We start from the raw sequence: 22,199 nt of genomic DNA on the forward strand, positions 1-22,199 counted from the left end.
CGTTTCTTGTGAGGTGGGGGAGGCCGGTTTTGGCCAATTGCTGACGAGAGAAATCCGTTCAGGCTGAGCCCTTCGTCTGCCTGCCAAGGCAGGCGCTCAGGATAAACTTGCCTTCGGCAAGTCGAAGCGCTCAGCCGAGCGGAGCGAGGCTTCCATGCTTCGCCTTTGCTCAGCAAGACCCTTCGACAAGCTCAGGGCGAACGGAAACTGAAAGTCCGCGTCCCCCCTAACCCACCATTCCCGAATTCGCCTCTTTCGCTTCAATCCCGCTTCAATATGTTCATCGCCAACACCGTCATGGCCTCGCTGGCAGTGGCGATGACCTTGTCGGCCTCGGGCGCCCAGAAGGGGCTATGCAGGGTTGGCAAGCTGATCTCGCCCGCCGCCGCCTTCGCCATCTGGTCCGCAGGTGCGCCGCCGACCCAGAAGATGAAGCTCTCGATGCTCTTGTCGGCCCGATAATAGCGGCCGAAATCCTCACCCACCATGGATGGCTTGGTTTCGCTGACCGTGCCCGCCGGGAAATGGGCCTTCAGCACATCCGCCATCTGGTTGGCAAAGACCGGCGGGTTGTAGGTGGAGGGCGTGAATTCGTCCTTCACCGAAACCACCGGCATCTTATTGTCGGGAATGCCCGCCGCAATGGCTTCGCCCTTGGCAATGCGCTCTATGCCCCGGATCAACTTTTCCCGCGTCTCGTCCGAATAGCTGCGCACTGTCAGCAGCAGCTTTGCGTCGTCGGGAATGATATTATGCTTGGTGCCGCCCATGAAGCTGCCGACCGTGACCACGGCGGGGTCCAGCGGATCCTGTTCCCGGCTGACCAGCGTTTGCAGCGACGTCACGATCCGCGCGCCCAGCACGATCGGATCGCGCGTTCCCTGCGGATAGGCGCCATGGCCGCCCGTGCCGCGCACCAGCAGGTCGACGCTGTCGACATTGGCGAGCGCGAAGCCGGGCGTGTAGCCGATTTTGCCTGCTTCCAGATTGGCCGCGTCATGAAAGGCGATGGCGTGGGTCGGCCTCGGGAAGCGGGTGTAGAGTCCGTCCTCCAGCATCAGCCGGGCGCCGCGCCCCACTTCCTCGGCGGGTTGGAGGATCATCACCAGCGTGCCCTTCCACCTGTCCTTCATCGAGGACAGGAGGCGCGCCGTTTCGATGAAGGCGGTCATATGCGTGTCATGGCCGCAGGCGTGCATGACGCCGGTCTCGGTGCCGTCGGCGGTCTTGGCCCTGACCTTGGAGGCGAATTCCAGCCCCGTCTGCTCGGTTACGGGCAGGCCGTCCATGTCGGCGCGGATCAGCAGTACCGGGCCGGACCCGTTTTTCAGCACCGCTACGACGCCCGTCCCCCCGACCTTGTCGGTGACGTCAAACTTCATCGCCTTCAGGCGCCGGGAGAGCTTGGCAGCGGTGGCGCTTTCCTGTTCAGACAGTTCGGGACTGGCATGCAGGTCGCGATAGAGGGTCATCAGCCCATCCATGTCCTTCGCGATGGTCGTCGTGATTGCATTGGGCGGTGAGCCGACGGGGGGCTTTCCCGTTTCGGTTTGCGCCTGGGCAATGGATGTAAGGCTGGCGGCGGCCAAGATGGCCGTCAACGCATGGCGCATCGATATGTCTCCCTGGAAGGAATGGGAACATAGGAGGAATTTATCGGGTTTTTAAAGGGGGATTATGCGACAGGTCCGGAACAATATCCTCCCTCCCGCAAGCGGAAGGGGAAAGAACTTCCAAGACTATTGCGCGGTCCAGCCGCCGTCGATGCTCATATTGGCCCCGGTGATGTTGGCCGCGACATCGCTGCACAGATAAAGCGCCATGGCGGCGACCTGTTCGACCGTGACGAACTGCTTGGTCGGCTGTCCCGCCAGCAGCACATCGTTCATCACCTGCTCGCGCGTCATCCCTCGCGCCTTCATCGTGTCGGGAATCTGGTTTTCCACCAGCGGCGTCCAGACATAGCCCGGCGAAATGCAATTGGCCGTGATGCCGAAGGTGGCCAGTTCCAGCGCCAACGTCTTGGTAAGGCCCGCCAGCCCATGCTTCGCCGTCACATAGGCGCTCTTGAAGGGCGAGGCGGTCAGCGAATGCGCCGACGCCGTCTGGATGATCCGCCCCCATTTCTTCGACTTCATATAGGGAATGGCGAGACGCGAAGTGTGGAACGCGCTGTTGAGATTGAGCGCGATGATGAGGTTCCATTTGTCGACCGGGAAATCCTCGACCGGCGCGACATGTTGCATCCCGGCATTGTTGATCAGGATGTCGACGCCGCCAAAGGCATCCGCTGCCTCCTTCATCATCGCCTCGATCTGGTCGGTCTTGGTGAGGTCATGGCCGCTATAGAGCGCCCTGGCCCCGCTCAGCGTCTCCAGCCCGACCCGTTCCTTCTCGATGGCATCCGCATCGCCAAAGCCGTTGATGACCACATTGGCGCCTTCCCCGGCCAGCGCCTTGGCATAGGCAAGGCCGATGCCGGAGGTCGATCCGGTGATGAGGGCGGTCTTTCCGGCGAAGGATTTGCTCATGCCTGCTTCTCCTTGAGATGGTCGGGGGCGTCGAGGTCGAAGGTGGAGCTTTTCCCGTTGACGATGTTGCGGGCAATGAGGTCGCCCTTGTGCATCACTTCCTCCACCGCGTCGCGGCCCTGCGACCAGTGATCCAGCATGGTGGAGCGGGAAAATTCGAAGTCGCGCGCGCCGCTTTCCCAGGCGCGGCTGCGGTAGATCAGATGGACGATATTGACCGAGCCCACGTCCAGCAACTGGCGCAGCCGCTGGGCGTCGGCATCGTCCTGCATTTCGGGCGGCAGCTTGTCGAGCAGGGCGCGGATGGCCTTATGCTCCTTGCGCAGCCGCAGATACTGGTCCGTCACCTGCCGGGTGCGGCTGGAAAACTGGATATCCTTGGCGCGGGAATAAACGTCCGTCATCTGCCGGGGAAACGGCCCTTCGGCGGGGAAGAGGTCGACCTGGAACACCAGCATGTCGTCGGTCTGATGGTCCAATACATGGGCGAGCGGGGTGTTGGACACGATGCCGCCGTCCCAATACCAGCGCCCGTCGATCTCGATCGGCGGCAGGCCTGGGGGCAGCGCACCCGATGCCATGATGTGGCGCGCGTCGATCCGGGTGTTGCCGCCGTGGCCGCGCGTGTCCCAATAGGCGAAATTGCCGCTTTCTACGTCGACCGCGCCCACCGACAGCCGTACCGGCCCGTCATTCAGCAGATCCCAGTCGACGCAGGCGTCCAGCGTGTCCTTCAGTGGCGCGCTGTCATAGAAGCTGATCGCGCCCGGCGTGCCTTCGGGCATCAGCGGCGCGGGCCACAGGCGGGGGCGGAACATGCCCGGTACGCCGAAGGTGGCGACCGTGCCCGCCGCCATCAGATGGGCGGCTTCGCGGATATGATCGATTTCCGGCAGGACGATGTTGGGCATGCCGCCCGAAACGGTGAGCCAGAATTTCTTCAGGCGGCCGAGCCGTTTGTGCGGCGGATTGCCCGCGATGATGGCGGCGTTGACCGCGCCGATCGAAATTCCCGCCACCCAGCTTATGTCGACCCCCAACTCGTCGAGTCGCTGATAGACCCCCGCCTGAAAGGAGCCGAGCGCACCGCCGCCCTGCAACAACAGAGCGACCTCGCGGGGAAGGGGCAGCGGCGTATTGGCGCGGTGGCGCGGCTGGGGTTCGATATCGGCCATGTCGCAGCGCAATATAGAATTCTGCCGCATCATTCCAACTGAATGTCTCGTTACAATCTGTTCATCGGGCCGCTCATGCGCCGCAACCCGTGGCGCAACGGGACGTTTCCACAGGCAGCCGAATGGATTAGGCAGGGTTAGGAAAGAGAGGGACGAGATGCGGCTGGACGATGAACCGGAAAGCACCAATTTCGAAGTCCAGGACGGCCGTGGCGGCGGCATGGGCGGCGGGCTTGGCGGTGGCCTTGGGTTGCTGCTGCCGCTGATCGGCAGCCGCTTTGGCTGTGGCGGGATCGTCGTGGTGCTGATCGTCCTGGCGGTGATGGGCGTCAATCCTCTGAGCCTGATGAGCGGCGGCGGCGGTCAGATGCCGCAGAGCGGGGAGGTGAGTCGCGACGCGTCCAAGCTGAACGATATCCAGCATTGGTCGTTGAAGGTGCTGGGATCGACCGAGCGGGTCTGGGGACCGGCTTTCCAACAGGCGGGCCAGCAATATCAGCCGACGGTGCTGTCCTTCTATTCGCAGAGCGGTTCATCGGGTTGCGGCGCGGCGCAGAGCGCCATGGGCCCTTTCTACTGCCCGAACGACAAGAAGGTCTATCTGGACACGGACTTCTTCACCGAACTGCGCCAGCGTTTCGGCGCACCCGGCGATTTCGCCCAGGCTTATGTGATCGCGCATGAGGTCGGCCATCATGTGCAGGATCTGGAGGGTACTCTGGGCCAGGTGAACCAGCAGCAGCGCGCCGTCAGCGAAGAAGAGGGCAACGCCTTGCAGGTGCGGGTGGAATTGCAGGCGGATTGCTATGCGGGCGTCTGGGCCAAGCGCACGGGGCTGATGGAAGCGGGCGATCTGGAGGAAGGGATGAAGGCCGCGCAGGCGATCGGTGACGATACGCTGCAAAAGGCGGCGGGGAGGCGTCCGGTGCCGGAGAGCTTCACCCATGGCACCAGCGAGCAGCGGATGAGCTGGCTGCGCAAGGGACTGGACAGCGGCGATCCCGCCCAGTGCGATACGTTCAAGGGAGCGTGACGCCCCTTATCGGGGTACTTCGTCCGGCGGCGGCGGAGCGTTCTCGACCGGAGGCTGCGATACCGCAGGAGCGTCGGGTAGGCCCGCGCCCGGCGTCAGAAAAGGTTTCCCAGCCTCCGGCATGGGCTGACCGAAAGAGGCAATCCCGTCGGAGCTGTCACTGACCGGAAGTGGAGGCGGAGCGGGTTGGGCCGTAGGCGCCGCAATGGGGGCCGGAATCACAGGCGCCATCGTCTCATTCGTCTGAGGCACGAAACTCTGTACCGTCAGCACGACTATCGGTGCAGCGATCAAGGTTACGGCGGCAAAGGCCTTGTAGATCATATGGCGCGTCCGTTGATGATCGCGCCATCATAGGTGCGGAGCGTAAACAAAATGCTGCTGTTCAGGGTGGATTGCAGTCGTTCCCCCCTCCCGCAAGCGGGAGGGGGCCAGGGGGTGGGCTGGCGCGACACTGGCGGCGATTTTCAACGGCTAACCCGGAAGCTCGCTTCGCTCGCGCCCACCCCTAACCCTTCAAACGAGGCACGTGACTCGTTTGAACGCCTGCGGGAGGGGAATGTCTTGGAATGGCCAAAACCAGCCAAATCCCTCAACCAACCTAATGCCGGTCGAGTTTCGCCAGCAGATCCAGCATATCGTCGGGCATCGACTCGCGTCCGGCACGGAAGGTGGAACGCAGCGCATTGCCGATGCCCTCATAGGGCTGCGGCACGCCGATATTCAGGACGCGGCGCATCGCGCCATCCTGTATCTTGGCCGACCGGCTGAGGGGTTTACGCTGCATTTCCATGTTCAAATAACTGTCCAGGCACATAAAAGTTTCTGGCATTCGTCGCAAACGCACACGATATCGGCTCCATTATGGGAGAGACTTGGGTGACGGACGGTAAGGCGGCTGCGGCCAGGATGCGGGCGCATTCGCCTTTTCTGGCGCGACAGTTGGATCGCTTCCCGGATGTCGCCGGGTTTTTGGAAAGCGGAGATTTCGAGGGCGCCTGGGCCGCCGCGCAGCAGGCCGCCGCCCCGGACGACGGCATTGCGCGCTCCTTGAGGCGCAGGCGCGGCGCGGTGGCGCTGGTCACGGCGGCGGCTGATCTGGCGGGAGCCTGGGGATTGGACCGGGTCACCCGCACCCTGTCCGACTTTGCCGACCAGGCGCTGGAGGAAGCGCTGGCCGCCGCCATGGCGGAGCGTTATCCCGATGCGGAAAACCGGGGGTTCGTCGTGCTGGCGCTCGGCAAACATGGTAGCCGGGAACTGAATTATTCCTCCGATATCGACCCGATCCTGCTCTACGATCCCAAGACCCTGCCGCATGGCGAGCGGGAGGATCCGGCGGATGCGGCGGTCAGGATCGGGCGGCGGGTCAGCGAATTGCTGAATGCGCGGGACGGCGACGGCTATGTGTTCCGCGTCGACCTCCGGCTCCGGCCTTCGCCGGAAGCGACCCCTATCGCGCTGCCGGTGGAGGCGGCGATCGGCTATTATGAATCGACCGCGCTCGGCTGGGAGCAGGCGGCCTTCATTCGGGCGCGTCCGGCGGCGGGCGATCTGGCGCTGGGCGATTATTTCATGCAGGCGATCCGGCCCTTCGTCTGGCGCCGGAGCCTGGATTTCGGAGCGATCGATGCGATCACCGACATCTCCCGGCGCATCCGCGACCATTATTCGCAGGGGCAGGCCTTCGGGCCGGGCTATGACCTCAAGCGTGGGCGCGGCGGTATAAGAGAGGTCGAGTTTTTCGCGCAGGTGCATCAATTGATTCATGGCGGGCGCGATCCCTCGCTGCGGTCCGGCAATACGCGGGAGGCCTTGCAGGCGCTGGCGGCGGCGGGGGTGTTCGAGCCTGAGGTCGCGGCGAAGCTGGACGAGGCCTATGTGCTGTTCCGCACCGTCGAGCATCGCTTGCAGATGGTCGAAGACCGCCAGACCCACGAACTGCCCAAGACGGCGGAAGCGATGGACAATGTCGCGCGGCTGCATGGGGTGGCGGATGGCGCGGCGCTGCTCGGCCTGCTGCGCCCGCATGTGCAGTGGGTGGGGAGCAATTATGACCGGCTGACCCCGGCGGCGGCCGAGGAATCGCTGTACCATGATGAGGATCGGTTAAAGGCGCAGCTTGCCGAACTGGGCTTTGCCGATCCGGAAACGCCGCTGGCGCGCATCACCCGCTGGCGTTCCGGTACGATCCGGGCCTTGCGCAGCGGGGCATCGCGGGAAGCGCTGGAGGAATTGCTGCCCGGCCTCATGCGCACGCTGGCGGCGGCGCCCGATCCGGCGCGGGCGCTCAATCGGCTGGACGACCTCATTGGACGCCTGCCGAGCGCGATCAACTTCTTCAAGCTGCTGGCGGCGCGTCCCGGCCTTGCGGAATTGCTGGTGGAACTTTTGAGCCACGCGCCCACCCTGGCCGATGCCTTGGGGCGGCGAGCGGAATTGCTCGATGGCCTCATCGATACCTCCGCCTTCGATCCGCCGCCCTCCGTGGAGGTGCTGGCTGAACAATTTGCGAGGCTGGAAGAGGGCGAGGATTATCAGGCCTTGCTCGACCGGGTGCGGCAGCGGGTCAACGACCGACGCTTTGCCCTGGGCGCGCAGATCATCCGGGGCGGCGATCCGCTGGAGGCGGGCCGGGGCTATAGCCGCGTGGCCGAAGCCGCGATCGAAGCGCTGAGCGCCGCCACCGTGGCCGAGTTCGAACGCGCTCATGGGAAAGTGCCCGGCGGGGAGATGGTGATATTGGCGCTGGGCAGGCTGGGCGGCGGGGTGTTGACCCATGCTTCCGACCTCGATCTGGTCTACCTCTTCACCGGCAGTTTCGAGACCGAGTCCGATGGCCCCAAGCCGCTGGGCGCGACGCAATATTTCAATCGCCTGGGGCAGCGGATCACCAATGCGCTGTCCGTCTCGACAGCCGCCGGGCCGCTTTATGAGGTCGACACGCGCCTCCGGCCCTCCGGCGCGCAGGGTTTGCTGGCGGTCAGCCTCGACAGTTTCGCCCGCTATCAGCGGGAGGAGGCCTGGACCTGGGAGCATCTGGCGCTCACCCGCGCCCGGCCGCTATTTGGTTCCGACGCGGCGCGGGCGGCGCTCAATGCGATTCTTACCGAAACGCTGGAGCGGCCCCGGGATTTCGACGAACTGGCGCGCCATGCGGTGAAGATGCGCGGAGACATCGCCAAGCATAAGCCGCCGGCCAGCGATCTCGACGTGAAGCTGGTGCCGGGCGGCCTTGTCGACCTGGAATTCCTGATCCATGTCATGCAGTTCCGCCATAATATGGCCTTCGACCCCGATCTGCGCGAGGCGTTGGAGCAGTTGGTCGCGGCAGGCCATCTGCCGGATGATCTGATCGCCGCGCATGACCTCATCACGCGCTTTCTCGTGGTCTCCCGCCTCGTTTCGCCCAAATCGACCGAGCCGCCCGAAGCCACCCGTCCGCTGGTGGCGCGCGCCTGCGGCGTCGAAAGCTGGGAAGCGCTGCTTGAAAGCTACGCGCAGGCCCGGCAAAGGGTCGGGGACGCATGGACGGCGCTCGCCGCGTCCTATCAGGAGGAATGACTATGCTGGACGTGGGTAATGCTGTCCCGGAAGTGGTGCTGAAGGATGCCGAGGGCGCCGACTTCACCCTGTCCCGCTATCGGGGCAAGCCGCTGGTCGTCTATTTCTATCCCAAGGCGGATACGCCCGGCTGCACCAATGAGGCGAAGGATTTCACCGCGCTGTCCGCCGATTTCGCGGCATTGGGCGTGCCGGTGGTCGGCATTTCCAAGGACAAGCCCGCCAAGCTCAAGAAATTCGCGGACAAATATGGCCTGACCGTCACGCTCGCCTCGGACGAGCCGGGCGAGATGTGCGAAGCCTTCGGCACTTGGGTCGAAAAATCGCTCTATGGCCGCAAATATATGGGCATAGAGCGGGCGACCTTTCTGGTCGGCACGGACGGAAAAATCCTGCGCGTCTGGCCGAAGGTGAAGGTCAAGGGCCACGCTGTCGAGGTGCTGGAGGCGGCAAAAGCGCTTTGACCTTGCCCGTTTCCATCGACGGCGTGGGCGCAGCCTGCACGCATGTGCTGTTGACCCCCGATCCCGTGCCCAAGTTGATGACGGCGCGGGCGGTGGCGCGGAACTGGCGGCTGGGGCGGCTGGCGCATCGCTTTGACGTCGCGATGCCGGACCGGCCCGCCCGGCCGGAAAAGCCCGAACTCCTGCCGCCCAATCAAATGCCCAAGCGCGGCAAGATCGGCTCCGAACGGGCGCGGATCGCGATGCTTCACGCGCTCGCTCATATCGAATTCGTCGCGATTGACCTCGCTTTCGACCTGATCGGACGCTTCGGCGCGGAATTTCCGCCGGAATTTACTGAGGAGTGGATGCGGGTCGGCGCCGATGAAGCGATGCATTTCGCGCTGCTGGACCGGCGGCTGCGGCAGCTTGGCAGTTTTTACGGCGCACTGCCCGCACATGACGGTCTTTGGCAGGCGGCCAGTGAGACGGCGCATGATGCGCTCGCGCGCCTCGCGATCGTGCCGATGGTTCTGGAAGCGCGTGCCCTCGACATCACGCCCGCCACCATAGAGAGGTTCGAGGGGGCGGGAGATGAAGTCTCCGCACGCATGTTACGCCGGATCATGACAGATGAGATTCGGCATGTCGCGGCTGGGACGACATGGTTCGGCCACGCGACGAAGCGATTGGGCGTGAACCCCGCAAATCATTACCAAATCCTTGTGAAACGCCACTTTCGTGGTGCGTTGAAGCCTCCGTTCAACGACTCGGCGCGCCGACAAGCCGGTTTAACGCGGGAATTTTACACTCCGCTTGCACAATGAGTCGGGACATGTCCTCTTGATGACAGCGGGGGCGGCATCAGCCGCATTTTGGTTAACGTGGGGAGAACCGAGAGGCAAAAGCCTCCGGTCATATAGTCGGGGTCGGCATGTTGGTTCTTCATTCTGATAATGCGCGCGCTGCGCGATGGTTCCGTTCTGTCCTTAAAATTGCTGGCGCAGCCGGCATGGCGGGAGCGCTTTGCGCCGCAGTGCCTGCCCAGGCCAAGGCAGACGAAGACGATTCCTATGGGGACGCGTCGGAAATCAACACCAGCGCGCTCGGCCCGGCCGATGTCGGCTTTTCCAATCTCTTCTCCAGCCTTCAGCGGCTCGATGGCCAGGCCAAGTCGGCCAACTACATTCCTTCGGGGCGTCCGGTCGAGAAACTCTCCCTGACCTCCAATTTCGGCGTCCGCTCCGACCCCTTCAACGGCGGCGCCCGGATGCACAAGGGCATCGATATTCCGGGTCCGCTCGGCACCAAGATCTACGCGACCGCCGACGGCATCGTCAGCCGCGCCGGCTGGGCCAGCGGCTATGGCAATCTGGTCCAGATTTCGCATGGCGGCGGCATGGAAACGCGCTACGGCCATATGTCGAAGCTGCTGGTCGCTTCCAACAGCTATGTTCATCGCGGCCAATTGATCGGCCTTATGGGTTCGACCGGCCGCTCGACCGGCAGTCACCTGCATTATGAAGTGCGCGTGGACGGCCAGGCGATCAACCCGATCCCCTTCGTCGCCGGACCGGACTATCTGGTGGCGATGAACACCAAGCCGCCCATCGCCATGGGTGGCCCGACCAAGGCCCAGGAAAAGGCCGCCGAATAATCGGACATTCCGTCTCCCTTTTCAAAGGCCCGGTCCGCGAAAGCTTGCCGGGCCTTTTGCTTGATCCTATCTAAGCGGCATGACCGATATCGATCTGACTCCTTCTGCCGCGGCCCGCGTTGCCGCTATTGCCGCCAAGCAAGGCAAGCCCGCCATCTTGCGCTTGGCTGTGGAGGGGGGCGGTTGTTCGGGTTTTCAATATCGTTTCGGGTTGGCCGATATGGTGGAGGCCGATGACGTCACGGTCGAGCGGGACGGCGTGACGCTGGTGGTCGACGATGTCAGCATCGACCTGGTGCGGGGCTCGGCGGTCGATTTCGTCTCCGATCTGGGCGGCAAGGCGTTTAAGGTGACGAACCCCAATGCCACCGCCGGTTGCGGTTGCGGCACCAGCTTTTCGGTTTAATCGCCGCACTGCCCTTGCCGGAAGGCACTCATCCTCTTTAGGGATGCGCGCAAGGAGATTTCGTCCATGCGCATCGCAACCTTCAACATCAACGGGATCAAGGCGCGCCTGCCGCGTCTGCTGGAATGGCTGGACGAAACCCGCCCCGACATCGCCTGCCTTCAGGAAATCAAGACCTCCGACGACACCTTTCCGGTCAAGGACATCGAAGATATCGGCTATGGCGCGATCTGGCATGGGCAAAAGGGGTTCAACGGCGTCGCCATATTGGCTCGCGGCGAAACCCCGGTGGAAGTGCGGCGCGGCCTGGAAGGCGAGCCGGAGGATGAGCATAGCCGCTATCTCGAAGCCGATGTGAAGGGGCTGCGCGTCGCCAGCATCTATCTGCCCAACGGCAATCCGCAGCCGGGGCCGAAATTCGATTACAAGCTGCGCTGGATGAAGCGGCTGCGGACCCGCGCGGCGGAAATCTGGGCTGAGGAAGTTCCGGCGATCCTCGCGGGCGATTACAATGTCATCCCGCGTGACAAGGACGTCTATTCGGTAAAGGCCATGGCGGACGATGCGCTGATGCAGCCGGAAAGCCGTGCCGCCTATCGCCGCTTGCTGGGCGATGGCTGGACGGACGCCATTGCGTCGCGCCATCCGGCCGGCGGACTATGGACCTATTGGGACTATCAGATGAACGCCTGGCCGCGCGATGCGGGGTTCCGGATCGATCATCTGCTGCTCAGTCCGGCCGCCGCCGACCGGCTGATCGACGCCCAGGTCGACAAGGACTTCCGCGGGCGGGAGAAGGCCAGTGATCATGCCCCGACCTGGGTGGAACTGACCGAGTAGGTTTCGACATCGTCATCCCAGCGCCCCGAAGGGCGGCATAGCCTACGCATCCCTAAACCCGCGCCTTCTCTGCCACCTGGATACCGGGCAATGCCCCAGGATCGACCATATCCTGCCCGATCCACGTGTCGTTCCGTTTAAAATAGGCGACATGGTGCCCCCGTTGGAAGCTGGCGCCATCCCACACCACCACCTGCAATTCGATCTCGTCATGGCGGTGGACATGCAGCCAGTTGAAGCTCTGCGGCTCGGCATTGCGCAGCCGGGTGGAGGTCGCCGTCCCCGCCTGGATCACCAGCGCCCCTCCGGCATGGGCCACCATCTTTTGCGCCGCCTCCGCATAGGTGCGATGGAAATGCCCCGCCAGCGCGATGTGGATGCCCGCCTCGGCCGCCGCCCGCACCGCGTCTTCATGGCGCCCGACGGCTTCGCTCAACTCCCCGCCCTTGCCGATCGGCATGGCGAACAGCGGATGATGGGTGACGAGGATACGCGTCTTCCCCACCGCCACGCGCGCGAAACGGTCCCTCAGCAGCCGCATCTGGTCATGATTGATCCGCCCGTCCTTGATCGTCAGCGACCGTGCGGTGTTGAGGCCCAGAATCGCGATCTCGTCATCCTCGTAAAAAGGGCAAAGATCGTTGCTGATATACCGCTGGTAGCGACGTAGCGGCGCCCCGAAGCGGCGGGCCAAATTATAAAGCGGCACGTCATGATTGCCCGGAATGACCAGCAATTTCATGCCCGCCGCGCGCAGCCGATTGATCCAGGCGCTGGCGTGCCGGAACTGGTCGCGTTTGGCGCGCTGAGTGAAATCGCCGCTGATGACGACCAGGTCGGGCTGATGCTGTTGCAGCCAGGCTTCGGTCGCGGCGACGATCTTGGGATCATGCGCGCCGAAATGGATGTCGGACAGATGAGCGATGCGGGCCATGAGTCATGAACGAGCGCGGGCCGATATTGGTTTCGGACCCCGCCGCGCATTGGGGTGTTGTTGAGGCATGGAAATGAAACCCTTGCCGCGAGAGGCGGTGCTGATCGTCAATGTGCATTCCCGCCGAGGGGAAGCGCTGTTCAAGGACGCCAAGACCTTGCTGGAGCAGGCGGGCCTGCGCCTGATCGCCGCGCATGCGGTGAAGGAGCCGGACCGCTTGCAGGAAACCGTGGGGCAAGCGGTCGCGAAGGGCGCGCCGATGGTGATCGTCGGCGGCGGCGATGGGTCGCTGTCCGGAACGGTGGATGAACTGGTGGGCAAGGACTGCGTCTTCGGCGTCCTGCCGCTCGGCACGGCGAACAGCTTTGCGCGGACGCTCGGCATTCCGCTCGATCTGGAGGGAGCGGTGGCGGTTATTGCCGGTGGTCGGCGGCGGCGGATCGACCTGGGCATGATCGACCAAGATTATTTCGTGAATGCGGCTTCGCTGGGGCTGTCACCGAAGATCGGGGAAACGGTGCCGCACAGATTGAAGCGCTATCTGGGGCGGATCGGCTATCTGCTCTGGGCGGTCAAATGCTCCATAGGCTTCCGCGCCTTTCGGCTCGCGCTGGACGATGGGACCAATCAGCGCAGGATGTGGTCGACGGAGGTGCGCATCCTGAACGGCCCCTATCATGGCGGGGTAGAATTGTCCGATCAGGCCGATGTGGATACGGGCGAGATCGTGATCCAGGCGGTGGTGGGACGCAGCCATGCGCGGCTGGCCTGGGACTGGTATGCCCAATTCTTCAAGCTGCGCGACAGGGATGCGCATACGGAGGAATTTCGCGGGAAATCCTTCCGGGTGGAGACGGTGCCGCCACAGCGCATCTCCATCGATGGAGAAGTGCTGGCGAAGACGCCCGTGACGGTAAAGATCGCGGCGGGGGCGGTGGATGTAGCCGTGCCCCAGGCACGGTCATCCCCCTCCCGCGGACAGGGCTGAGACGCGCGTTACAAATCCTTCTCGTAGACTTGATAGACCTTGTTCACCTTGCTTTCGATCGCATCGGCAATGGCGTTCATGCCCTGATTGTCGTCCAGCACCCAGCCGATCTCGCCACGGGTCGCGCCATAATGCGCAGTCGCGTTGCGGCGGATATATTCGATCATCATGAAGGCAAGCTGGCTCGCCATGCGGGACGATTGCAGCCGCTGCACCACGCCCATCAGCGGCACGCGCATGGTCCGCACCTGCGGCTTGCGGAGCCACCAGAGCAGCTTCGCCCAGCCAAAGGGAAAGAGCGATCCGTTGAGCGGCGCTATCGCCTCATTGAGATCGGGCAGCGTCATCATGAAGGCCACCGGCTCCCCTTCCAGCTCCGCGATCATGATGAGGTCGTTGAACACGATCGGCTTCAACTGTTTGCCGAAATGCGCGACTTCCTCGTCGGTGATCGGCACGAAGCCCCAATTATTGCCCCAGGCGTCGTTCAATATGGCAAGGATGATCGCCGCCTCGCTGTCGAATTTCGACTTGTCGACCTTGCGGATGTGGATGCGTTCATTCTTCTCGCCCGACAGGACGATGCGCTGGATCAGCGGCGGGAACGGCTGGGTGATGTCCAGCTCATAGGTTTTGAGCTGCTTGATCGGCCTGTAGCCCGCGCCCTCGACCATGGCCTGATATTCCGGCTTGGCATGGCCCATCATCACCGTCGGCTTATGGTCGAAACCTTCGATCAGCAGGCCCGGCTCCTCCCAGATCGACAGTGAGATGGGTCCGAGCGAACGGGTCATCCCCTTGGCCCGCAGCCAGCCCTCCGCCGTCGCGACCAGCGCCGCCCCGACTTCCGCATCTTCCGCCTCGAACAGGCCGAAATTGCCGGTGCCCGGCCCCATGCCTTGTTCGGACGGCTGAGTAAGCGCCAGACGATCGAGATGCGCCGACACGCGCCCGACCACTTTGCCACCCCGGCGGGCGAGGAAATATTGCGCCTCCGCATGGCTGAAAAAAGGGTTCTTGCCCGGCGTGATCAGGCTGTAAACCTCGTCCTTCAACGGCGGAACCCAATTGGGATCATTGGCATAGATCCGCCAGGGCAGGTCGACAAAAGCCTTGCGGTCGGCCTTGGACATGACAGGAGTAATCACCAGTTCTTGATTGGCCACGGCGGAGCTTTCGCTGGAGAGATTTGGGTTGGTCCCAGAGCAGTTCGTCGCTTGTTTGGAGAATGTCAATCGGGACATGATCGGATGGCCCAACAGGACGAAATCGTCATGTTGCTGCCCCAATTGCAGCGCATTTACCCCTTAGGAACCACGGCATGACTGTGCACGACCCCCTTATTGCCGCCGCGTCGCGGACGAAAAGCGCGATCCCCGACGATGCGGCGATGCTGCGCGCCGCGGCCGACCTGACACGCGAGCTGTCGACGGCCAGGCCTTCCATTTACTGGCCCGACATGCTGACATCGGCCCTTCTTGGCTACGGCGCGTTGGCAGGAGCGATCCTGACCGGCGATGCCGCGCTGGCGGTGGCGTTCGGGCTGGTGGCGATGCTGGCGCTCTATCGCGCGGCAAGCTTCATCCATGAGCTGACCCATATCCGCAAGGGCGCCCTGCCGGGCTTTCGCTTCGGTTGGAACCTGATCGTCGGCATTCCGCTGATGATCCCCTCTTTCCTATATGAAGACGTGCACACACAGCATCATGCGCGCACTCGTTACGGTACGGCGAACGATCCGGAATATCTGCCGCTGGCGTTGATGAAGCCCTGGTCGCTGCCGCTGTTCATCCTGGTGGCGGCGCTGGCGCCGGTCGGCCTGATCCTGCGTTTCGGCGTGCTGACGCCGCTCAGCTTGATCATCCCGCCGCTGCGCCGCAAGGTGTTGGCGGAATTTTCCGCTCTCTCGATCAATCCCGCCTATCGCCGCCGCGCGCCGGAGGGGGCGTTCGCCCGCCAATGGGCCTGGCAGGAAGCGGGCGCGAGCCTCTTCGCGCTGGCGCTGATCGGCAGCATCTTCGCCTTCGGCTGGAAGCCGCTGCTCATCTATATGGCGGTGCATTCGGCCATGACCGTCATCAACCAGCTCCGTACGCTGGTCGCGCATCTCTGGGAAAATGAGGGCGAGGCTATGACCGTGACCGCGCAATATCTGGACTCGGTGAACGTCCCGCCGCCGTCGCCCTTCGCCGCGATCTGGGCGCCGGTAGGGTTGCGCTATCATGCGCTGCATCACCTGCTGCCAAGCGTGCCCTATCACGCGCTAAGTGAAGCGCATAAGCGGCTGGTGGCGACGCTGGCGAGCGATTCTCCCTATCACAAGGGCAATTACCCCGGCATGTGGCCGCTGGTCGGCAAGATCGCCCGCTCCACGATGGTGCGCCGCTAGAACGTTCAGCGTTTTTGGCGGGAGCGCGTCACCGGATTCTCATTCCTCCGTCCGGAACAGCACCGTCTCGCCCACCAGCAGGAACAGCAGGAACGGCGCCCAAGCGGCCAAAAAGGGCGGATAGGCCCCCAAATTTCCCATGGCGAGCGAGAAATTGTCCGCCACGAAATAGGCGAAGCCCAGCGCCATCCCCATCACGGCGCGTACGAACAATTGCCCCGAACGCGCCAGCCCGAACGCCGCCACCGACCCCAATATCGGCATCAGCAGCGCGGACAAAGGCCCCGACAGCTTGTGCCACAGGCTTCCCTCCAGCTCCGCCGTGGGCCGTCCCGCGTCATGCAGGTCACTGATCGCCGCCTGCAACTGGCTGAAGGTCAGCGCATCGGGATCGACCTTGGCCAGAGTGAACTGATCGGGGCGGATATCATGGCCGAAGCGGACCGTGCCGATCTGCCGCTCGGTCCCCCTTGCCACGTCGAACTGCCGCGCGCCCTCCAGCACCCAGCTTTTGCTCGCGGGATCATAATGGCCCTTGGGCGCCTGGACGATCGTCGTCAGCGTATTGTTGATGCGGTTGAAAATCTCCACCTTACGTAGCTGAACCCCCGTGCCGCGACCGGCGACGATCGCCGCCGTCACCAGATTATTGCCGTCACGCACCCAGGGGCTGGCCTTGATGCCGGTTTCGGGGGGCAGGGGACCATATTCCACTGCCTGCCAGGCTGAAAGCCGGGCGGTGGAGCGGGCCACGATCCTCTCGTTGAAGGCATAGCTGATCAGTGCCACGCCCAGCGCCGCGGCCAGCAACGGCGCCAATATCTGATGCGCGGACAGCCCCGCCGCCTTCATCGAGATGATCTCGCTATTCTGGTTGAGGCTGGCGAGCATGATCAGCGTGCCGAGCAGCACGGAAAAGGGCAGGAAGCGGGCCACGATCTGCGGCGCCCGCAGCGCCACATAATGCCATAATTGCGCGTCGCCATTGCCTGCATAGGCCAGGATGTCGCCCGATTCGCCCAGCAGATCGAGCGTCTGGAGCACAGCCACCAGCATCGCCAGCACCGCGAAGGTCCGGGTCAGGAACAGTCGCGCCATGTACCAGCTAAGCTGACGCGACGGGAAGAAATTGAGCTGATGCATGGGTCAGGCGGCTCCTTCCGCCATGGTTTGCGCCCTTGGCCGCCGCCTGATACGGCCCAGCAGCCGGAAGACCTGCTTGGCGATCTTGGCGAAGGCATATTCCAGCGCGGCGATCGGCTGGCCTCCGGGCCGATGCGCGATCACATGGTACATCCACAGGATCAGCCCCGCGAACAGCAGGAACGGCGCCCACAAAGCGATGATCGGGTCGATCTTGCCCAGCGACCCCACGCCCTGCCCATATTCGTTGACCTTGTGATAGGTCACGATGAACACGATCGACAGGAACACGCCCAGCGCCGACGTGGATCGTTTGGGCGGGATGGCGAAGGCCAGTGCGGCCAGCGGCAACAGCAGCATCATCGCCACCTCGACCATGCGGAAATGGAAATTGGCGCGAATCTCGTTGCGCAGCTTGTCGGGCGTGCCTGGATCATGGCCGATCACCACCAGTTCGGGGATGGTCTTTTCCCTATCCACGTCGCGCCCACGGAATTTCTCGATCTGCGGCAGGTCGATCGGCAGGTCGTGGCTGGAAAAGGACAGGATTCGCGGTGACTTATATTTGGGCGCGTCATTGACCAGCACGCCGTCGCGCAGGCGGAAGATGATGGTGTCAGGATCGTCGGTGGCCAGGAAACTGCCCTGTGCCGCCGTCACCGCGACGGTCTGTCCATCCTTGCCCACGGCGCGGACGAAAATCCCTTGCAGATTGCGGCCTTCGTCCAGGCTGCGCTCGATCCGCAGGGTCATGCGCTTGCCCAGATTGGTGAACTCGCCCACCTTGATCGAAGCGCCCAGCGCCCCTGAACGCAGCTCGAAACGCAGCGCCTCATAGGCGTGGCGGGACAGCGGCTGAACGAAGCCGACAATGCCGAAATTGAGCAGAGCCAGCGCGATCGCAAACATATAGGGCACGCGCAGCAACCGGCCGTAGGACAGGCCCACCGCCCGCATCACGTCCAGCTCTGACGACATGGCAAGCCTCCGGAAGGCCAGCAATATTCCCAGCATCAGGCCGATGGGAATGCCCAGCGACAGATATTCGGGCATCATATTGGCCAGCATGCGCCACACGACGCTGACCGGTCCGCCCTCCGCCGCGACGAAGTCGAACAGGCTCAGCATCTTGTCGAGCACCAGCAGCATCGCGGAGATCACCAGCGTTCCCAACATGGGCAAGGCGATCAGGCGGGCGAGATATCTGTCGGTGGCGGTCAGCATTTCTCTATGTGGTCGTCCCATCACCATGATTTGGCCGCAAACCCCCCCCATATGCGAGTCAGGTCGATTTGCGGGGCGAACAGGGGCTCGCCGTCCGGTTTCAACGGGCGGCTATAGCTTCACGGAGTTGGATGGTCATGTTCAAAGTTGCATTGGGTCTGATGTCGGTGGGGGCTTTGTTCGCCGCCGCCCCGGCAATCGCCCATGGCATGGAGATCGGCAACGACCTGGATCGTTGTTCCGCTTCGGCCAAGGGTCCGGCGGTTCTGGTCGATGTTCGCGGTTTTTCCGCCGCGACCGGAACGGTGCGCGTGCAATCCTATCCCGCGACCAAGGCGGCCTGGCTGGCCAAGGGCCAATGGCTGGGCCGCATCGACGTGCCGGTCAGGGCCAGCAATGGCGAGATGCGTTTCTGCATGCCGGTGCCGCAGCCGGGCAAATATGGCATCGCCGTGCGCCACGACCGCGACGGCAATGGCAAGACCGACATTTCACGCGACGGCGGCGGCTTTTCGAACAATCCGTCGATCAATATTTTCAACCTGGGCAAGCCGGGGGTCGAAAAGGCGGCCTTCTATGCCGGTCCGGGCGTGACGAAAATCACCATCAACCTCAAATATATGTGATCCCCCGAGCATGGTTCGCGTCGCCCTTTTGTCCAATCCCAAATCCACGGGCAACCGGCAGACGCTTCCGCGCGTGCGCAGCTATTGCGCCAGCAACCCCGACATCTTCCATTATGAAGTGGAGCATGTCGACCAGATCGGCCGGGCGCTCCAGACCATCGCCCGCGTCGATCCGGTCGTCATCGTCATCAACGGCGGCGACGGCACGGTGCAGGCGGCGCTGACGGAACTCTATCAGGGCGAGCATTTCCAGGGCCGCGTGCCGCCGATCGCGGTGCTGCCCAACGGCAAGACCAATCTGATCGCGCTCGACCTTGGCATTCATGGCGATCCGATCAAGGCGCTGGAAAGGATCGTCCAGATCGCCAAGGCGGGCGTCGACGATCATGTTGTGGCGCGGGAATTGATCGCGCTGTCCGACGGGCAGGCGGAAAGCAGGCCGGTGCTGGGCATGTTCCTAGGGGGCGCGGGACTGGCCGATTACATGCTCTATTGCCGCAACCAGATCTATCCGCTGGGCCTGTCCAACGGCCTCAGCCATTTCCTGACGGCGCTGGCGGTTGTCGTGTCGCTGCTGTTCGGCGTTCGTGCCCGATTCCTGCCGCAATCGAGCCATCCGGTGCGCATCTCGCTGATTCGCGACGGGCAATTGGCCGGACGCTTCGCGGTGCTGATCGTGACGACGCTGGAGAAGCTGTTGCTGGGCGTGCAGCCGGGCGACAGCCGGCGTGGCAATATGAAGCTGATGGCCGTCGACCAGAACCTGCCCGCGCTGTTGCGTCTCGTCTGGGCAAGCGTCACCAACCGGGTGGGGAAGGCGCAGATGCAGGGCATCCATCTGGAACAGGGCGACGTGATCCGCATCGAAGGGGATCATAGCAGCGTCATTCTGGACGGCGAACTGTTTGAGGCGTCGGAAGGCAAGCCGATCGTTCTGCGCTCGACCGAACCCGTGCCCTTCCTGCGCCTGGCCGCGTAAGCCCCAGCCGGGCGGGTGCTTTCACGAAGCACCCGCAGCGGCCTTCCTAAGCTACCCCATCCGTATCCAGCGCATAACCTGCCGACCGCACCGTACGGATGATGTCATGATGGCGCCCGTCCGCGTTGATCGCCTTGCGCAGGCGGCGGATATGCACGTCCACCGTGCGCAGTTCGATATCGCTGTCCTGCCCCCACACGCTGTCGAGCAAACGCTCGCGTGAGAAGACCCAGCCGGGATGCTCCAGGAAATGCTTGAGCAACCGGAACTCGGTGGGACCGAGCGGGATCACCTGCCCGCCGCGGCGGACCTTGTGCCCTACCGTGTCCATTTCGACATCCGCGAAGGTCAGCGTTTCCCCCGCCAGCGCCGGACGCACGCGCCGCAGGACCGCGCCGACCCGCGCCACCAGTTCGCGGGGCGAGAAAGGCTTGGTCACATAATCGTCCGCGCCCGTTTCCAGACCGCGCACCCGGTCCTCTTCCTCGCCACGCGCCGTCAGCATGATGATCGGCACGTTCGCCGTGCCGTTCATGCGGCGCAGCCGGCGGCAGACCTCTATCCCCGACAGGCTTTCGACCATCCAGTCGAGCAGCACGATGTCGGGCACATTTTCCTGCGCCAGCAGCAGCGCTTCCTCGCCGTCGACGGTGTGCGCGACCTCGAAATCCTCCCGCTTGAAGTGCCAGATGAGCAGTTCGGCCAGCGCCGCGTCATCTTCCACCAGCAGCATCTTGGCCCGGGCCATGCTCAGTCCTCCTGGCTCTGCGCACCGCCGCGTTCGCGGTCGGGCAGGGTCTGGCCGGTCGCGGCATAATAGACCATCTCCGCGACATTGGTGGCATGGTCACCGATGCGCTCGATATTCTTGGCAATGAACAGCAGATGCGCGCATTCGCTGATCGTCTTGGGATTTTCGACCATGAAGGTGACGAGCGTGCGGAAGACGCTGTTGTAGAAATCGTCCACGACCGTATCGCGCTCGACCACCGCGACGGCCAGGTCCGCGTCGCGCGCGGCAAAGGCGTTCAGCGCATCCTGCACCATCTCGCCCGCGACCTGGCCCATGGAAGGAAGAAGCGCGATCGGCTCCTGCGTGCGCTGGTTGGCGGCGATCAGCGGAACGCGCTTGGCGATGTTCTTGGCATAATCCCCGATGCGCTCGACCACGCCGACGATCTTCAGCGCCGCGATCACGTCGCGCAGATCGTTCGCCATGGGCGCGCGCAGGGCGATGATCTCGATCGCCAGCTTTTCGACTTCCGCCTCGATCGCGTCGATGCGCTTGTCCTCGGCCACGACTTCCGCCGCCAGTTCCTTGTCATGGCGTTGCAGCGCCAGCATCGCCTTTTCGATCGCCGATTCCGCGCGACCGCCCATTTCAGCGATCAGACCGCGCAGCTTGTCCATTTCCTGGTCGAAGGCCTTGATCGTATGTTCTGCCATTGTCTTTTTCTCCCCCGGCTCAGCCGTAGCGCCCGGTGATGTAATCCTTGGTCCGTTCCTGCCGCGGATTGGTGAAGATGTCGGACGTCACACCATATTCGACCAGCTCGCCCAGATGGAAAAAGGCGGTCCGCTGCGACACGCGGGCGGCCTGTTGCATGTTGTGAGTCACGATCACGATGGCGTAGCGGCCGCGCAGCTCGTGGATCAGCTCCTCGATCTTGGCCGTGGCGATCGGGTCCAGTGCCGAGCAGGGCTCGTCCATCAGGATGACTTCCGGCTCGACCGCAATGGCGCGGCCGATGCACAGGCGCTGCTGCTGGCCGCCCGAAAGGGCCGTGCCGCTGTCATGCAGCCGGTCCTTCACCTCGTCCCAAAGCCCGGCGCGGCGCAGTGACTTTTCGACGATCACGTCCAGGTCCGCCTTCGCATGGGCCAGGCCATGAATGCGCGGGCCATAGGCGATATTCTCGTAGATCGACTTGGGGAAGGGATTGGGCTTCTGGAACACCATGCCGACGCGGGCGCGGAGCTGCACCACGTCCATGCTGGCGGCGTAGATATCCTCGCCGTCCAGTGTGATCGTGCCTTCGGTGCGGGCGCTCGCCACCGTGTCGTTCATGCGGTTCAGCGTCCGCAGGAAGGTCGACTTGCCGCAGCCCGACGGGCCGATGAAGGCGGTGACATTGTCCATGTCGACATCGATCGACACGCCCTTGATCGCCTGTTTCTCGCCATAGAAGACCTTGACGTCCCGCGCCGTCATCTTGGTTTCGACGGCGGGAGTCATGCTTTGCTGTTCATGGATCATGGCTGTCATC

At 63.5% G+C, this 22,199-nt stretch carries 22 protein-coding genes; 11 read left to right on the forward strand and 11 right to left on the reverse strand.

Going from position 1 to position 22,199, the window contains the following annotated elements; genetic code table 11:
• Positions 1–260: 260 nt before the first annotated feature.
• The 3 genes from VVT58_RS02230 to VVT58_RS02240 form a co-directional block, all read right to left on the reverse strand.
• Positions 261–1,613 carry an amidohydrolase gene (locus VVT58_RS02230; protein ID WP_327751726.1) on the reverse strand — a complete coding sequence of 451 codons (1,353 nt, stop codon included), beginning with the start codon at positions 1,611–1,613 and terminating at the stop codon, positions 261–263.
• A gap of 126 nt (positions 1,614–1,739) precedes the next feature.
• Positions 1,740–2,531 carry a 3-hydroxybutyrate dehydrogenase gene (locus tag VVT58_RS02235; protein ID WP_327751727.1) on the reverse strand — a complete coding sequence of 264 codons (792 nt, stop codon included), beginning with the start codon at positions 2,529–2,531 and terminating at the stop codon, positions 1,740–1,742.
• Positions 2,528–3,706, reverse strand: coding sequence for a DUF3734 domain-containing protein (locus tag VVT58_RS02240; RefSeq protein WP_327751728.1), 1,179 nt, complete (start codon positions 3,704–3,706; stop codon positions 2,528–2,530). The genes VVT58_RS02235 and VVT58_RS02240 overlap by 4 nt, the downstream gene beginning before the upstream one ends.
• 157 nt (positions 3,707–3,863) lie before the next feature.
• Here VVT58_RS02240 and VVT58_RS02245 point away from each other — a divergent pair, with 157 nt between their 5' ends.
• Positions 3,864–4,739: a neutral zinc metallopeptidase gene (locus VVT58_RS02245; protein ID WP_327751729.1), complete on the forward strand. Its 876-nt coding sequence runs from the start codon at positions 3,864–3,866 to the stop codon at positions 4,737–4,739.
• A gap of 601 nt (positions 4,740–5,340) precedes the next feature.
• Here the strand turns inward: VVT58_RS02245 and VVT58_RS02250 are convergent.
• Entirely contained in the window at positions 5,341–5,532 is a 192-nt protein-coding gene (locus VVT58_RS02250; RefSeq protein WP_066561846.1) for a hypothetical protein, read from the reverse strand.
• A gap of 71 nt (positions 5,533–5,603) precedes the next feature.
• On the opposite strand from VVT58_RS02250, the gene VVT58_RS02255 reads away from it, so the two are divergent.
• The 6 genes from VVT58_RS02255 (at position 5,604) to xth (ending at position 11,649) form a co-directional block, all read left to right on the forward strand.
• Complete coding sequence (locus tag VVT58_RS02255) at positions 5,604–8,303, forward strand: bifunctional [glutamine synthetase] adenylyltransferase/[glutamine synthetase]-adenylyl-L-tyrosine phosphorylase (protein WP_327751731.1); 2,700 nt, start codon at positions 5,604–5,606, stop codon at positions 8,301–8,303.
• A 2-nt stretch (positions 8,304–8,305) separates the two neighbouring features.
• Positions 8,306–8,767 carry a thioredoxin-dependent thiol peroxidase gene (gene bcp, locus VVT58_RS02260; RefSeq protein WP_327751732.1) on the forward strand — a complete coding sequence of 154 codons (462 nt, stop codon included), beginning with the start codon at positions 8,306–8,308 and terminating at the stop codon, positions 8,765–8,767.
• Entirely contained in the window at positions 8,764–9,573 is an 810-nt protein-coding gene (locus tag VVT58_RS02265; RefSeq protein ID WP_327751733.1) for a ferritin-like domain-containing protein, read from the forward strand. Before bcp ends, VVT58_RS02265 begins: the two co-directional genes overlap by 4 nt.
• Before the next feature lie 107 nt (positions 9,574–9,680).
• Positions 9,681–10,403, forward strand: a complete 723-nt coding sequence (locus VVT58_RS02270; RefSeq protein ID WP_350339854.1) for a M23 family metallopeptidase — start codon at positions 9,681–9,683, stop codon at positions 10,401–10,403.
• A gap of 79 nt (positions 10,404–10,482) precedes the next feature.
• A complete protein-coding gene (gene erpA / locus VVT58_RS02275) occupies positions 10,483–10,809 on the forward strand; it encodes an iron-sulfur cluster insertion protein ErpA (protein WP_066558789.1) in 327 nt (108 codons plus the stop codon).
• Positions 10,810–10,875: 66 nt separating this feature from the next.
• Positions 10,876–11,649, forward strand: a complete 774-nt coding sequence (gene xth / locus VVT58_RS02280; protein WP_066558787.1) for an exodeoxyribonuclease III — start codon at positions 10,876–10,878, stop codon at positions 11,647–11,649.
• A 52-nt stretch (positions 11,650–11,701) separates the two neighbouring features.
• Here the strand turns inward: xth and VVT58_RS02285 are convergent, their stop codons facing one another.
• Complete coding sequence (locus VVT58_RS02285) at positions 11,702–12,583, reverse strand: metallophosphoesterase (protein WP_327751735.1); 882 nt, start codon at positions 12,581–12,583, stop codon at positions 11,702–11,704.
• Between the two features lie 67 nt (positions 12,584–12,650).
• Here VVT58_RS02285 and VVT58_RS02290 point away from each other — a divergent pair, with 67 nt between their 5' ends.
• The gene (locus VVT58_RS02290) at positions 12,651–13,571 is read left to right on the forward strand and encodes a diacylglycerol kinase family protein (protein ID WP_327751736.1); all 921 of its coding nucleotides are present in this window, start codon (positions 12,651–12,653) and stop codon (positions 13,569–13,571) included.
• Between the two features lie 8 nt (positions 13,572–13,579).
• Here VVT58_RS02290 and VVT58_RS02295 read toward each other — a convergent pair whose 3' ends face one another.
• Positions 13,580–14,737: an N-acetyltransferase gene (locus VVT58_RS02295; protein ID WP_327751737.1), complete on the reverse strand. Its 1,158-nt coding sequence runs from the start codon at positions 14,735–14,737 to the stop codon at positions 13,580–13,582.
• Positions 14,738–14,892: 155 nt separating this feature from the next.
• On the opposite strand from VVT58_RS02295, the gene VVT58_RS02300 reads away from it, so the two are divergent.
• Entirely contained in the window at positions 14,893–15,960 is a 1,068-nt protein-coding gene (locus VVT58_RS02300; RefSeq protein ID WP_327751738.1) for a fatty acid desaturase, read from the forward strand.
• 39 nt (positions 15,961–15,999) lie between these two features.
• Here the strand turns inward: VVT58_RS02300 and lptG are convergent, their stop codons facing one another.
• Positions 16,000–17,103, reverse strand: a complete 1,104-nt coding sequence (lptG, locus tag VVT58_RS02305; protein WP_327751739.1) for an LPS export ABC transporter permease LptG — start codon at positions 17,101–17,103, stop codon at positions 16,000–16,002.
• Between the two features lie 3 nt (positions 17,104–17,106).
• The gene (gene lptF, locus VVT58_RS02310; RefSeq protein ID WP_087573401.1) at positions 17,107–18,327 is read right to left on the reverse strand and encodes an LPS export ABC transporter permease LptF; all 1,221 of its coding nucleotides are present in this window, start codon (positions 18,325–18,327) and stop codon (positions 17,107–17,109) included.
• Between the two features lie 131 nt (positions 18,328–18,458).
• On the opposite strand from lptF, the gene VVT58_RS02315 reads away from it, so the two are divergent.
• Complete coding sequence (locus VVT58_RS02315; protein WP_066558768.1) at positions 18,459–18,953, forward strand: DUF2141 domain-containing protein; 495 nt, start codon at positions 18,459–18,461, stop codon at positions 18,951–18,953.
• A gap of 10 nt (positions 18,954–18,963) precedes the next feature.
• Positions 18,964–19,932 carry a diacylglycerol kinase family protein gene (locus VVT58_RS02320; protein WP_066558766.1) on the forward strand — a complete coding sequence of 323 codons (969 nt, stop codon included), beginning with the start codon at positions 18,964–18,966 and terminating at the stop codon, positions 19,930–19,932.
• Positions 19,933–19,978: 46 nt separating this feature from the next.
• Here the strand turns inward: VVT58_RS02320 and phoB are convergent, their stop codons facing one another.
• The 3 genes from phoB to pstB are packed head-to-tail and all read right to left on the reverse strand — an operon-like array spanning position 19,979 to position 22,198.
• Complete coding sequence (phoB, locus tag VVT58_RS02325; RefSeq protein WP_066558764.1) at positions 19,979–20,680, reverse strand: phosphate regulon transcriptional regulator PhoB; 702 nt, start codon at positions 20,678–20,680, stop codon at positions 19,979–19,981.
• Positions 20,681–20,682: 2 nt separating this feature from the next.
• The gene (gene phoU, locus VVT58_RS02330; protein WP_066558761.1) at positions 20,683–21,378 is read right to left on the reverse strand and encodes a phosphate signaling complex protein PhoU; all 696 of its coding nucleotides are present in this window, start codon (positions 21,376–21,378) and stop codon (positions 20,683–20,685) included.
• Positions 21,379–21,397: 19 nt separating this feature from the next.
• A complete protein-coding gene (pstB, locus tag VVT58_RS02335; protein WP_269465587.1) occupies positions 21,398–22,198 on the reverse strand; it encodes a phosphate ABC transporter ATP-binding protein PstB in 801 nt (266 codons plus the stop codon).
• Between the last annotated feature and the right edge of the window lies 1 nt (position 22,199).

The organism is Sphingobium sp. SJ10-10, assembly GCF_036038995.2.
Taxonomy (GTDB): Bacteria; Pseudomonadota; Alphaproteobacteria; order Sphingomonadales; family Sphingomonadaceae; genus Sphingobium.